The organism is Pontibacillus sp. ABV4_188 (genome assembly GCF_056311905.1).
The window spans coordinates 1082983-1096349 of sequence record NZ_CM149975.1 but is presented as its reverse complement, the minus strand read 5'-3'; the positions used below and the strand labels follow the sequence as shown (position 1 = coordinate 1096349).

Below are 13367 nucleotides of genomic sequence, written 5' to 3'. Positions count from 1 at the left end.
TCATTTCCCCCCTAGTACATGAAGAACGTAGCGCTCATCTTCTGATAAGTTCTCTACGTCAAGGTAATCCTCACTCAACTGGATGACCTGCTTCATTCCAGCCCAATTATTATTGTGATAATATGCCTTTAGAAGCTTCGTATAACCTTTTGAATACGCCGGAAACCTTTCGATTAACTGCCGGTAGTACATGACAGCATCCTCATGCTCCAAAAGGCGATTGCTACAGTCTCCGAGTCCTTCATAAATCCAAGGTTCATCCGGATACAAAAAGATGATAGAAAGTAAAAAGCTCAGCCACATTTCTTCTTTTTGCTTTCGTACAGCAGGGGTAAGCACCTCACTGTCAATTAAACTCGCATAAGCATGATTAAGACGCTTTAAAGATTCAAGATCGTTGGACCGGGCTTGCTCTTTAGCTAACGTTAGCTCCCGTTCATGCTGGTCTACAAGTGTATTCATAAGCGTTGCCGAGTAATGAACCGTTTCATGATCCTCATTCACTAATCCCATCCATAAGTATTTCCCCTGGTGACTAATTCCTTCTGATATATACTGAAGAATCGAGTTCTTCCGATTGGCAAACGTTCCAAGCGTTAATGATTCTGACAGAGGCAGGAGATCGACACTTCTCTTGGCTTCATGTCGAATGGGCTCAAGGTTTAAAACGTCATAGGAAACGTATTCATCGTAATCCTCGAAAATCTCACCACTTGTAAACCGCTTAGCTAAGCGCCAAGTAAGAAAGCCTAACAGCTCCCCTAGTAAGGGTATGAAGCAGCTAACCAATCCAATCCAAACGACCACAGCCTGTTTGTCTTGATCAAAACGATCTCTTAAAAGAACGATTAGGACTAGAACGACTATCGCATGAAGGATAAAAAAGAGCACCCATACCGCAGGAGACAATAAGAGGTCAAGCATCGTACACGACCCCTTTCTGCCTTAGCACCGTTTCTATTCGCGGGAAGACGACTTCACGCGCCGATGGTTCGGTGCCCGGGAACAAAAACCACAATTCATTCTTACCTGCATCGTATCCTAGTCGGTCTATTTCACGAATATGAGAACGAATCACCATTTCCGCTTCAATAATCGGAACATCAATCGTCGACTTTAGACGGATTTTACCGATTAAATAAGGAAGCCCAAACTCTTTGGCTTTCTTTTCTTCCATCTCGATTAGCTCATTAAAGAACTGCTTTTTATAGACGCCCGTACCGGAGAACATCTTGGGTTTCTCTTTCTCCTTCTGAAGATTATAAGCTTTTTGTAAGCGACTCGACATCCAATCCAAAACAAGGGAAAGAACTTGCATTTGATGAGCCGTAATAGAACGAAATTCAATGTCTTCTAATAAGACAACCTCTCTAATTTCCCCCTCGAATGTTAACGGCGCAAGGAGTACAGGAGAATCTTCAGGGTCGTCTACATTTCGGATCGTGATTGTTTTCCCTTCAAACATACGCTTGTACATGAAGGAGTTGTCCTCGATTAAAATGGTTTGCCTGAGCTGATTCGCCTCATCGTGTCCTATCAAAAGGCGAAGCGCCCGCTTTGATTGGTCCACATGATAGATGGCCATTTGATTCGCTTTAAAGACTTCACGGAAAACATTTAAGGCCTCACTACGAATCAACTCAGGATGATCCTGGTCAAGAGCCACTCCCACTTGGTATATTCTTGAGAGGGAATGGTCAGATTCCAACACTTTCGTTTGCAACATACGCTGCGTTTCCCCAAGCAAATCTACCGTCTCTTTTAAGTATTCATTCTCATCTTCTATTTCTTCTCTATGAAATTGAAGGCTTTCGTACTTCTCGCGGTAGGATGTGCTGAATAACCCTGCAATCAAGGCAACGTAGAGGAGCCACATAAAGGCTATAAGAGATTCGGTCTCATAAAAGAGAAGAAGAACGTCTTCACCTGAGAGCCAACTATATAACAGTCGATACACCCCAAGTAATAAAAGGGCTAATAACCCCGTATTTAAGCCGTAACGTAAAGCTGCCAAAAGGACAAAAAGAAGCAAAATGCCAGGAACAGAGGAAATGATAGTTCCCCCTGTGAATACGTCTATCAACACAATCAATAACCAAACACCTACGACTTCCACGATTTTCAACCATAACCGATCTTGTCTGTAGAACATCCCCTCACCCCATTTTCGTGATCAATTCTTCACGTAACCAGTCGGATTAAGATGCTGCCATCTCCACGCATCTTGGCACATATCTTCTATTTTTTTAGTCGCCTTCCATCCTAACTCTTTCTCTGCTTCTTTTACATCTGCGTAAGAAATCGCCACATCACCCGGACGTCGGTCGGTCATGGTAAAAGGGATTTTCACTTGAGTGACGTGCTCAAACGTATGAAGAAGTTCCTTAACCGTTGTGCCTTTTCCCGTACCGAGGTTATAAATCGAGACACCCGGATCCATATTTTTTGTCGCTTCAATCCCTTTCACATGACCTTTGGCGAGATCCGTAATATGAACAAAGTCTCGTATACATGTCCCGTCTCTAGTCGGATAATCATCACCAAAGATAGGAAGTAGAGGCATCTTCCCAACCGCCACCTCCGTCATGTACGGCATAATGTTAGTCGGTATGCCATTTGGATTCTCGCCAATTAAGCCACTAGGATGAGCACCAATTGGATTAAAATAACGTAAGATTACAATTTTCATTGGAAAATAAGAACGTTGAAAATCTTTTAAAATTTGTTCAGACATATGCTTGGTTCTGCCGTATGGGTTCTCAGTTTGGACTGGGTGAGTTTCTGGGATGGGAACGGTCTTTGGCGGACCATATACCGTTGCAGAAGAACTAAATACAAGTTGGTGAATATGATGTCTCTGCATGCATTCACACAAATGAAGAAGCGGGGTTAGATTTGAAAAGTAATATCGAAGTGGGTCCGTTACCGAGTCGCCTACTGCTTTTAATCCTGCGAGATGGATAACCGCATCAATAGAATAGGTCAGAAAGACTTCTTCAAGTGAATCGGGGTCCGTCATATCGACTTCCATAAAATGAACTCGTTCCCCCGTGATAGATTCGATCCTCTCCAGTACTTCTGGCGTACTATTGATGAAGTTATCAATTACAACTACTTCAAAACCCGATTCTACCAATTCCACATATACATGCGAACCAATAAAGCCTGCACCACCTGTGACCAGTATCGTCTCCATTCTCTCTCTCCCCTCATTCATTGCTTGCTCGTCCAATACATAAGCGTATGTTTTCATAGGTTCAACTAGTCCATAATCCTCAATTTTATTTATATAAGACTATTGTATTACAATCTTACAAGAATAGGTAGTTTATCCAGCATATCTCTGTTTATTTATATCTATTAAAACAAGCTTCCCTATATGATTAGGAAAGCTAGTAGGTCCATTGATTATAATAGTTTGGCTCATGGGTGTGGATAAAGTCGCGCTCCCTTGCGTAGGCGGTACTCTTCTTTCCCTGCTGGTAGGATACTGTAAAAACATCCACGCCGTACTGTTGACGGATCGCTATTAATTCCTCGATACGATCCTGACTCCACTCGTCCTGGATCACATCGTATTGGAATCTCTCCCACATAATCCCGTCCACATAGGGAGCAGAAACGTCAGCTAACGTTCCGAATCCCCAATTCTGAACGATGGGAACGGAACCATGCTCACCCCTAATGGCCTGCAGAAATTTAACATAAGCTTGTCGCTGAGCTGTTAACACATCTTCGTTGCCAGCATGCTGGTCATCAATATCCCCTACCGTATCTAAAAAGATCCCATCAAACCCTTTATCAATGACCTGCACCTCCATATCCTGCTTTAAGATCGATTGATAGTGGGTCGAGGTCAGATCCATTAAGTACGAATTCCATTCAGGAAAGAAGACTTTTTCACCCTCTCGATAAAAGAAGTCTTCTGCCTCTAGCTGATCCATCACTTCTCGATTCCATTCATCAGCTTCCATAACATTGACATACCCCAAAACCATCGTCCCATTATCTCGAATGCGGGTTACTTGATCTTTCGTCACTTCACGAGGTTCTAAAATGACAAGATCATAATTCTTCATATCTTCTTCCATCTTCTTAGAGACCGTATCATAGTAGATTTGATAAGTGCTTACCCCATCAAACGCACGAGAAGAAGCAGGGACAGAACTCGGAACAAGAAGTGAAAATACCACACCTATTAAGGACAAAAACACCTTTCTCACATGCGTCCCCCTCCAATTAGGAAACGAGGAATTAGCTCCGACCAGCAAGTATTATTGACCCACCCTCTCGTCGGCCCATGCCTGGACGCCCCGTTTTCGTTCATTTCTTTAATCATACAAACTATTTACAAAAATTCCAAGTTTCAGTAAACATTCTTTTGGGGGTTTGAGCCGGTTTTTGGCTGACTTGAGCCAGTTTCCATTCTTCTCGAGCCGTTCTCCGCCAACTTGAGCCGCTTTACCACGAACTTGCGCCGTGCCGCGTCGACTTGAGCCACTCTCACACAGCACAGCACTAAAGGGTGCCAGACACCCTTTAGCCCTTTACAGCACAAAACATAAAACACAAAAAAAGACAGGCCACCACTTGTGAGAGTTGGTGGCCTGTCTTTGTTATTTCTTTTATAGTATCCCTATTGCTGCAAGGGCGATAACGGCTGCGACGGATAGAATTGGAATGACGATCGCAACTACAAAGATATCTTTATAACTATCCTTGTGCGTCATGCCTGTAATGGCGAATAGTGTCAGCACCGCTCCGTTGTGCGGAAGGGCGTCGAGTCCTCCGGATGAGAGGGAGGCGATTCTGTGGAAGGCTTCTGGACTTACGCCTGTGTTCATCGCAATCTCGTAATACTTATCTCCGAGAGCTTCTAAGGCGATTCCCATACCACCTGAGGCAGAACCGGTTGCACCAGCTAGAATGTTCACCGAAATTGCTTCAGAAATCAGAGGGTGTCCTTTTACGCCCATTAGCAATTCTGTTAAACGGTCAAATCCTGGCACAGCTTTTACCACCGTCCCAAAACCTACTGCCGCACTTGTGTTAATGATTGCAAGGACCGATCCGCTCGCTCCTGCGTTAATCGCACCAACGAAACGTTTAACTTTCGATACATTTAAAATCATAATAAGTAAAATACCAATAATTAATGCCACAATAACATCTAACTCAAATAGATTTAGTGTTATCAATACGGTTAATAAAGGAAGAAACGATAGAGTCCAGTGAGGAATCACCACGTCATCCTCTTCCTTTTGTTCTTTCGGTTCTGTAAAGGTTTCTCCTTTTTCCGTCAGCTTCTTCTCTTGTCTACGCAGGTAGAAGTAGCCTCCGCCTGCCATAATGATCGCTGCAATGATCCCCATCACGGGCGCAGCCATGGCATCTGTCTTATAATAATCCATCGGAATCAGGTTTTGAATCTGAGGTGAACCTGGTAACGCCGTCATCGTAAACGTGAACGCACCTAAGGCGACAGTTGCGGGAATTAACTTCCGGCTAATGTTCGCTTCGCGGAATAAAGATAAAGCTAACGGATAAACCGCAAACACCACAACGAACAAACTCACACCACCGTAGGTTAATACAGCCGCAGACGCTAACACACCAAGGATCGCGCGCTGCGATCCGATGACTTTTGTCATGGCAACGGCTACGGATCGCGCCATTCCTGTCTCTTCCATCAACTTTCCAAAAATGGCACCTAACATAAAGACTGGGAACCAGCTCTTGGCGAAGTTAACGAACCCACCCATATATGTATCTTTGTAGGCTTCTAATACATCAAGGCCTCCTGTTATAGCAACAACACCTGCCGCAATAGGTGCTACCCATAGGATGGACCACCCTATGTAGGCAAGCACCATTAAAACGACAAGTCCTAAGAAAATCCCAAGCATACTTCATCCTCCAATATCGTTCAAAGATCTCTCTATTTAGACTTCCACGACCATCGCAATGCCCTGGCCCCCACCAATGCATAGTGATGCGACTCCGTACCGCTCATTTCGTCGTTTCAGTTCTTTCATTAATGTATATAAAACACGCGTCCCACTTGCGCCAACCGGGTGACCAAGTGCAATGGCGCCACCATTTACGTTCACCTTATCCCGATTTAGCCCTAGTTCTTTTTCTACCGCAATATACTGAGAAGCAAACGCCTCATTCACTTCAATTAGACTCATATCTCCTAAGCTTAAGGATGCTTTCTCAAGCGCCTTGCGGATGGCTGGTGCAGGACCGATTCCCATAATAGAAGGATCAACGCCAGCTACAGACCATGACACAATGCGACCGAGTGGCTTCAGGCCTCTTGACTCGACAAACGATTCACCCGCGAGGACAACAGCACCCGCTCCGTCGTTAATGCCACTTGCGTTTCCACCTGTTACCGATCCATCTTTTTTGAAAGCTGGCTTCAAACCAGATAGCTTCTCAGCCGTTGTATCTTCACGAATATGCTCATCCGTATCAACAACTTGAGTCCCTTTTCTCGCTTTCACCTCAACAGGTACGATTTCTTCTGCAAATTTACCAGATTCACGTGCGGCAGCTGCACTTTGGTGACTCCTTGCCGCATAAGCATCTTGTTCTTCTCGAGAAACTTCATACTTGTCTGCTAGATTCTCACCCGTCACGCCCATACCTGCACCAATATATTCGTCAGTCAAAGCAGCCCAAAGCATGTCATCTAGCTTCGGTGCGCCTAACTTCGTTCCGAACCGACTCCCATGTAAAGCATAAGGCGCAAGACTCATACTGTCTACCCCACCTGCTAAAGCCGCTTGTCCTTCTCCTAGTTTAATCGACTGAGCAGCTGAAACGACAGACTGTAAGCCAGAACCGCATAAACGGTTCACCGCAAGGGCTGGACTCTCATAAGGAAGCCCTGCTTGAAGAGCGATATGGCGGGCTAAGTAAGGTGCATTTTTCGCAGAATGGATAACATTCCCCATAACGGAAAAATCAAGATCTTCTGCTCGAATCCCACTTCGCTCAATCGCACCCTTACTCGCTGTAACACCGAGCTGGGTTGGGTCTACATCTTTCAACACCCCGCCAAAACTACCAAAAGGCGTACGAGCTCCTTCTAAAATATATACATTCTCCATTCTTTTCACTCCTATCCATTATTGTGCTGTGTATCCGCCATCCATGACGACGGCCTGGCCGGTTACTCCTTTTGCCGCATCACTAGCCAGAAAGGCTGTATAATCCGCAATTTCTTTTACAGAAAGCAGACGCTTCTGTGGCACAAGCGGATAAATGACTTCTTCTAATACCTTCTCAAGAGAAACGTCCCTGGTTTTCGCTAAATCTTGTAACTGTCCCCGAACTAGCGGCGTGTCCACATACCCAGGACAAATCGCATTGACTGTTACGCCATGCTCTGCCCCTTCAAGAGCAGACACTTTCGTCAGCCCAATCACACCGTGTTTTGAGCTGTTATAAGCTGCTTTTCCTGCAAAACCAATAAGACCATTAATGGACGCCATATTGATGATGCGACCGAAGCCTTGTTTTTTCATAATCGGAAAGGCATGCTTCGTTGCCATGAATGGGGCAGTGAGCATGACTTTGACCATAAACTCAAACTTCTCCGTCGGGAACTCTTCAATCGGTGACACGTGTTGGAGACCAGCGTTATTAATTAATACATCGAGTCGGCCGTATTGCTCTACGGCCTTGTCGATTGCCCCTTTTACCTCATCCTCATTCGTTACGTCACATTTTACGCCTATGCATTCAAAACCTTTAGATGATAGATCCCGTGTAACGTTCTGAACTTTCTCTTCATTTATATCGCTGAAGACGACCTTTGCCCCTTTTTCAGCAAAATCAACACCGATTTCATATCCAATGCCGCTTGCTGATCCTGTGATGAGTACGACTTTATTTTCTACCATTCTTGTGTGCCTCCTAGCCTAGTACGCCGTTTCTAATAGATTTGGGCTTACACTTAGTTCAGCTTCTGTAGATTCTTTAATCTCTTCGACTGTCCAGCCATCAGCAAGCTCCACAAGCTCTAACCCTTTATCTGTCACATCAATAACCGCGCGCTCTGTAATAATACGGTCAACCACTCCTTTACCTGTTAAAGGAAGGCTACACTGTTTTAAAATTTTAGGCTCTCCGTGCTTGTTCACATGGTCCATTATGATGACGATTTTCTTCGCACCGTGGACGATATCCATCGCACCACCCATCCCTTTAATCATCTTGCCTGGAATCATCCAGTTGGCGAGATCTCCAGATTCAGAAACTTCCATCCCGCCTAGAATAGCAAGATCGAGATGCTCTCCTCGGATCATGCCGAACGATTCTGCACTATCGCAATACGCGCTCCCAACCGAAGCGGTAACCGTTTCTTTTCCAGCATTAATTAAATCTGGATCCACTTCATCTTCATATGGGTAACGCCCAATACCAAGAAGACCGTTCTCCGATTGAAGCACCATCTCTTTATTCTCTGAAATATAGTTGGCCACCATTGTCGGCATGCCAATCCCCAAATTGACATAGAAACCGCTCTCAATTTCCTTCTCAGCTCTTCTCGCGATCTTCTCACGTTGCGCTGCTTTATCTAATTGTTTAGCCACGATAATTCCTCCTTTTTATGCATTACTGTTCGTCGTTAATCGTTCAATGCGCTTCTCTTGCTGCCCTTCAATCAGCCCTTGAACATACACGCCAGCCGTATGTACGTGATCTGGATCGATGGCACCTGGTTCAACAAGCTTCTCCACCTCAGCAATCGTCACTTTCCCCGCGGCTGCCATCATTGGGTTAAAGTTACGCGCCGTTTTGTTATACACAAGGTTGCCAAGTCGGTCACCTTTTGCGGCACGAACTAAACTGAAATCAGCTTTTAATGCATGCTGAAGTAAGTATTCTTTGCCATCAAATGTACGCACTTCTTGGCCCTCTGCAATCGGTGTTCCTACTCCTGCTGGTGTGTAGAACGCAGGGATTCCAGCGCCTCCTGCACGAATTCGCTCAGCAAGTGTCCCTTGAGGCACAAGCTCCACCTCTAATTCGCCTTCAATCACCTGACGCTCAAATTCTTTGTTCTCCCCAACATAAGAGCCGATCATTTTATCAATCTGCTTATTCTGAAGCAACAAGCCTAGTCCCCAATCGTCCACACCACAGTTATTTGAGATAACCGTTAAGTGTTTTACATTCGACTCGACTAATGCCAATATTAAATTCTCCGGAATACCAACAAGACCAAATCCACCTACCATAATCGTGTCATGATCTTTAATGTCTTTTACTGCTTCTTGGAACGATGTATACATTTCTTTCATCATTTCCCACTCCCTTCACCCTATTTATATGCAAAAAACATGCCAACTTTCTAAATGCTGCTACAATGCTAATTAAGGCGCACTTCTTGTTTAAGCGATTCCAGAATTTCAGAATACTTAGACAAAACAACTCAAAATAACGTGTAAGCCCTTACAATTAACGAACAAAAAAGCCATTCCAGATTATCGGAATGACTTTCCACAATGACGGAATGACTCAAAGGCCGTATTTCTTCACTTTTTCATAGAGAGAGGATTTTCCGATCCCTAGCAATTCTGCAGCTTTCACTTTATCTCCCTCAGCATGACCCATGGCTTCTTGAATCGCCTGCTTCTCTGCTTCTTCAAGACTTTCCTTTAACGTACGCCCTGCAGTAGAACCACTAGATGTTGAACGAATCGAGGAGGGGAGATCCTCTAGACCAATCGATTCAGAGTGTGTTAAATGCACTGCAGATTCAATGGCATTCTCTAATTCCCGAACGTTCCCTGGCCAGGCATACCGCCTGAAGGCTTCATGCACAGCCGGGTCAAAATCCTTCACCCGTTTCCCGATCTTATCCGTCACCTTATGAAGGAGAGACCTTGCTAGCACCCCAATATCCTCTTTCCGCTCCCTTAGCGCTGGCACATAAAACTGAACGACATTAATGCGGTAAAATAAATCTTCACGAAAGCGCTGGTCCTGAATCAATTGTTCTAATGGCTGATGGGTGGAAGCAATGATACGGACATTGACTTTCTGAGGATGCGTTGCTCCAATCGCTTCCACCTCCCCTTCCTGCAACACCCTTAGGATTTTTACCTGAGCATGAAGGGGCATATCACCAATTTCATCTAAGAAAAGCGTGCCCCCATCCGCAAGCTGAAACTTGCCAGGCTTGCCGCCTTTTTTCGCTCCGGTAAAGGCTCCTTCCTGATAGCCAAACAACTCTGACTCGAGAAGGTCTTCAGGAATCGCAGCACAGTTTACTTTGACAAAAGGTTTATTGCTTCGTTCGCTTAGATGATGAATGCTATGAGCGAAAAGCTCTTTCCCGGTTCCACTTTCGCCCCTTAGTAATACTGATACATCACTTGGTGCGACTTGTTTGATCTTATCTTTTAACACTTCTACTTCCTTCGATTGGCTAATGATGTGGTGCAGAGCATAAGTCGCTCCTGTTTGTTCCCTGCGCTGCGAGCGGTATGCTTTCAACTCAAGAAGCAAATCACGTATGTGACTGTTCATCTTCAGCCACTCTTCTGTATCACGAAACAACACCATTCCAAAGGCCCCAACCACTTTTCCATCTGAGCGCAAAGGAATGCGGTTGGCAATCATATAATTTCCTCTTATGTATTGAAGATCAGCCATCTCTTCCTTCCCTGTCTCCACAACGAGATGCATGCGCGTATTCTCGATGACCTCCGTCACATGCTTTCCAATCGCTTCGTTCTTATCGACGTTCAAAAACTGGCAATAGCTTTCATTTATATAAGATAAAATCCCTTCATGATCAACAACAACGATGCAGAAGTTCCCATTCTCAAAGAATGTGTCGAACACATCCTGCTTGTGACTATCTCTAATCGATTCCACTAGACCCCACTCCTTGTCACCACACTATGATAACGATTTCATGCCTTTCTATTAGTCTATCATGATGTGCGAAAAGTGGTATAGTCTATAAAGAAAAAGAAGTAAGACTACGTTTTTTATACAAATGTCCTCACAAGAAAAACTGTTGCTGGAATGCCTACGAATAAAACAACCCCACTCAAACACCCAATAACAGCACAACCATCGGCAATGGAAGTTAAACAGGAAGCGAAGGGGTTTTCTTTATTAGAACGGTTATCATCCACCGGCACACCTCCTCTTTTTCTTACTAGCAGAAGTCACTATACCTAAATAAACAGCAAGATTACCCTAATTATATTTCCATATTTTATCATAAAAATGCAAAAGATTACTAGAAGCACCAACATCGACCATAACAAAAAAAGTAGCTCAATCCATTGGGTACTTGTTGTGCTTTGTACCTCAACAGTTGAACTACTTCTTAGATTCGTAGTGTTCTATTAGAATGGAAATCCTCTGAAGTCATAAGTATCCTCGAATACATTCAAATCAACTTCTTCCTCTTCAGCATTTGTGAAGGTGATCGTTTCTTCACCTGTCCACTCAATAGGAAGATCTTCTTTCATCCACATCACATTCCGAACGAATGTATCCCCTTCATACAAAGCTCCAATATAGGTCAACTTCTCACTCGTTGGCGCCCCATCTTTCTCTAACATTCTTATGGTTAAGTCCCCTTCATCTGCTTGGTACTCAGCCACTTTCTCCAAATGATCAATCGGCATATCATCAAATCCGAACGGTCCACGGAACATGACAGCAAATGTATAGAGCCCAAGTAGTAGTAAAGGGATTAGTACAAGAATCGTTATATATTTCTTCAAAGCTCTACTCCTCCTACAGCTTACTTCCACACTTATCTTATCATGTTTAATTATAAAACCGTAAGAGCTCGTTTAGCAACGTATAGACTGGACTGAGCCGGAGGAGCGATCTAGAATCTGTTTAGATATTATGTAACTTCAATTATTAGGTTTTTGAGTTCCAAGATGAAGAATCAAACCTATTACACTTGTCATATTGAGTATCAGAGCGATAATGATTAATACCCAATCCAGCGCTTCTGGCAACGGTGTATTTTGACTGACCAGTAATGCCCCAAGGCCAATCAAAAGCATCGATAGGAGTAAAGGTACGTTTTTAACCAAAAATAATCCTCCTTCCGTTAATACGTATAAACATCCTTTTTAGAACGCTTATGTTGGTACATTTTTTGATCAGCTTCGATAAAGAGACTCTCCATTGTGCCTAAGGAACGGGCTTTAAACGCATGCCCCATAGATAAGGAAAGGCGCGAGTTCAGATGACATTCATTGTGATCATAAATGTGCCTTTCTATCTCATCAAAAACGGACTCGACCTCTTCTGGTGTGGTGTCAGTAAGCAAAATGGTAAATTCATCTCCACCAATCCGTGATACAGCAGCATTAAGAGGGCTAGATTCAAGGAATACTTCAGCAGCCTTCTGAATGTAGAAATCCCCATGCTTATGGCCATACTGGTCATTCATATCCTTCAATTTATCCAGGTCACATACAATCATCCCAACGGCACAATTGACTTCTTGATCATATTTCTCCATCAATCCGTCAAAATAATCGCGATTGTAGAGGTCAGTCAAAGCATCATGTGTACTTCGATATTCTAAATTTTGCTGTAGTTGGACTTTTTCATCGATATTACGCAAGATGCCATGTAGCTCTATCAAATCTCCGTCATCATCATAAAAAGGCGAAGCATACTCCTCAAACCACCGGTATTCCCCTAACTGGTTGCGCCAGCGTTGAACAAACGGCTTTGAATAATCAAGCTGATTTGTAATCTTCTTTTCTAACGTGCCTAAGTCATCAGGGTGAATGAGTTGTAATGGGAGATAAGGGTCCTCTAAAGACGCTTCTACGATCCCTTTCCCTAAATAAGAATCAAGCGCCGGGCTGATGTATATGTGCTTTTGTTCTGGTTGAAGTTGAACAATATAAATAATGTCTCGTGAATTTTCAACAAGCTGATAAATTTGCTTTTCCTTTTCATTCTTTTCTTTCCAACGATGTTTGACATAAGAGGTATATACACTAAATAAGAAAAGTCCGACGGCAAGACCTGCTACAAAATATAATTCTTCCATCGTATAACCCCTAGCATTTTGAATATCCTCTTATTTTACTATAAAGATAGAGACTTTTGGCTCATTCGACAGAAAATTCCATTATATTTTTAACTATGCTCCCACATGCATCATTGATTTTATAAAGAGAGGTTCCGTCATCTATGGTGAAGCGGAAGGCGGGCCTGGAAATCACTCGCTTTCCGCGGCCCCACACGACGTGGGATCGTTCGACGTTGTCACAGGAGGTGACGGTCTTAGTCGAACTTCCTCTATCTTTAACAGCCTCCTCGGGAAATGCACCCTGCGGGGTCTCGTCTAC

14 protein-coding genes are annotated in these 13367 nt (G+C 43.8%); all 14 read right to left on the bottom strand.

Features of this window, described 5'->3' with window-relative positions; translation table 11 throughout:
- Positions 1-924 (bottom strand): tetratricopeptide repeat protein, encoded by a 924-nt coding sequence (locus ACYX4O_RS05545; protein ID WP_476355319.1) that lies wholly within the window; start codon positions 922-924, stop codon positions 1-3.
- Positions 917-2152 (bottom strand): hypothetical protein, encoded by a 1236-nt coding sequence (locus tag ACYX4O_RS05540; protein WP_476355318.1) that lies wholly within the window; start codon positions 2150-2152, stop codon positions 917-919. Before ACYX4O_RS05540 ends, ACYX4O_RS05545 begins: the two co-directional genes overlap by 8 nt.
- Positions 2153-2173: 21 nt before the next feature.
- Positions 2174-3196: a UDP-glucose 4-epimerase GalE gene (gene galE, locus ACYX4O_RS05535; RefSeq protein ID WP_476357018.1), complete on the bottom strand. Its 1023-nt coding sequence runs from the start codon at positions 3194-3196 to the stop codon at positions 2174-2176.
- Between the two features lie 196 nt (positions 3197-3392).
- The gene (locus ACYX4O_RS05530; protein ID WP_476355316.1) at positions 3393-4223 is read right to left on the bottom strand and encodes a glycoside hydrolase family 191 protein; all 831 of its coding nucleotides are present in this window, start codon (positions 4221-4223) and stop codon (positions 3393-3395) included.
- A gap of 402 nt (positions 4224-4625) precedes the next feature.
- On the bottom strand, positions 4626-5906 hold the full coding sequence (locus ACYX4O_RS05525) for a GntP family permease (protein WP_476355314.1): 1281 nt from the start codon (positions 5904-5906) through the stop codon (positions 4626-4628).
- A 36-nt stretch (positions 5907-5942) separates the two neighbouring features.
- Positions 5943-7118, bottom strand: a complete 1176-nt coding sequence (locus tag ACYX4O_RS05520) for a thiolase family protein (RefSeq protein WP_476355312.1) — start codon at positions 7116-7118, stop codon at positions 5943-5945.
- 18 nt (positions 7119-7136) lie between these two features.
- The gene (locus ACYX4O_RS05515; protein WP_476355310.1) at positions 7137-7913 is read right to left on the bottom strand and encodes a 3-hydroxybutyrate dehydrogenase; all 777 of its coding nucleotides are present in this window, start codon (positions 7911-7913) and stop codon (positions 7137-7139) included.
- Between the two features lie 18 nt (positions 7914-7931).
- A complete protein-coding gene (locus tag ACYX4O_RS05510; protein ID WP_476355308.1) occupies positions 7932-8606 on the bottom strand; it encodes a 3-oxoacid CoA-transferase subunit B in 675 nt (224 codons plus the stop codon).
- A gap of 15 nt (positions 8607-8621) precedes the next feature.
- Positions 8622-9317 (bottom strand): CoA transferase subunit A, encoded by a 696-nt coding sequence (locus ACYX4O_RS05505; RefSeq protein WP_476357016.1) that lies wholly within the window; start codon positions 9315-9317, stop codon positions 8622-8624.
- A 217-nt stretch (positions 9318-9534) separates the two neighbouring features.
- The gene (locus ACYX4O_RS05500; protein WP_476355306.1) at positions 9535-10899 is read right to left on the bottom strand and encodes a sigma-54 interaction domain-containing protein; all 1365 of its coding nucleotides are present in this window, start codon (positions 10897-10899) and stop codon (positions 9535-9537) included.
- Between the two features lie 116 nt (positions 10900-11015).
- Positions 11016-11165 (bottom strand): hypothetical protein, encoded by a 150-nt coding sequence (locus tag ACYX4O_RS05495; RefSeq protein WP_476355305.1) that lies wholly within the window; start codon positions 11163-11165, stop codon positions 11016-11018.
- 216 nt (positions 11166-11381) lie between these two features.
- The gene (locus ACYX4O_RS05490) at positions 11382-11765 is read right to left on the bottom strand and encodes a hypothetical protein (RefSeq protein WP_476355303.1); all 384 of its coding nucleotides are present in this window, start codon (positions 11763-11765) and stop codon (positions 11382-11384) included.
- A gap of 138 nt (positions 11766-11903) precedes the next feature.
- The gene (locus ACYX4O_RS05485; protein WP_476355301.1) at positions 11904-12089 is read right to left on the bottom strand and encodes a hypothetical protein; all 186 of its coding nucleotides are present in this window, start codon (positions 12087-12089) and stop codon (positions 11904-11906) included.
- Positions 12090-12106: 17 nt separating this feature from the next.
- Positions 12107-13066 carry a sensor domain-containing diguanylate cyclase gene (locus tag ACYX4O_RS05480; RefSeq protein WP_476355299.1) on the bottom strand — a complete coding sequence of 320 codons (960 nt, stop codon included), beginning with the start codon at positions 13064-13066 and terminating at the stop codon, positions 12107-12109.
- Positions 13067-13367 lie beyond the last annotated feature (301 nt).

Excerpts from the sequence above, each read along its gene's own strand:
- ACYX4O_RS05545 (WP_476355319.1), bottom strand. The coding sequence starts at position 924 with ATGCTTGACCTCTTATTGTCTCCTGCGGTATGGGTGCTCTTTTTTATC.
- ACYX4O_RS05540 (WP_476355318.1), bottom strand. The coding sequence starts at position 2,152 with ATGTTCTACAGACAAGATCGGTTATGGTTGAAAATCGTGGAAGTCGTA.
- galE (WP_476357018.1), bottom strand. The coding sequence starts at position 3,196 with ATGGAGACGATACTGGTCACAGGTGGTGCAGGCTTTATTGGTTCGCAT.
- ACYX4O_RS05525 (WP_476355314.1), bottom strand. The coding sequence starts at position 5,906 with ATGCTTGGGATTTTCTTAGGACTTGTCGTTTTAATGGTGCTTGCCTAC.
- ACYX4O_RS05520 (WP_476355312.1), bottom strand. The coding sequence starts at position 7,118 with ATGGAGAATGTATATATTTTAGAAGGAGCTCGTACGCCTTTTGGTAGT.
- ACYX4O_RS05515 (WP_476355310.1), bottom strand. The coding sequence starts at position 7,913 with ATGGTAGAAAATAAAGTCGTACTCATCACAGGATCAGCAAGCGGCATT.
- ACYX4O_RS05505 (WP_476357016.1), bottom strand. The coding sequence starts at position 9,317 with ATGAAAGAAATGTATACATCGTTCCAAGAAGCAGTAAAAGACATTAAA.
- ACYX4O_RS05480 (WP_476355299.1), bottom strand. The coding sequence starts at position 13,066 with ATGGAAGAATTATATTTTGTAGCAGGTCTTGCCGTCGGACTTTTCTTA.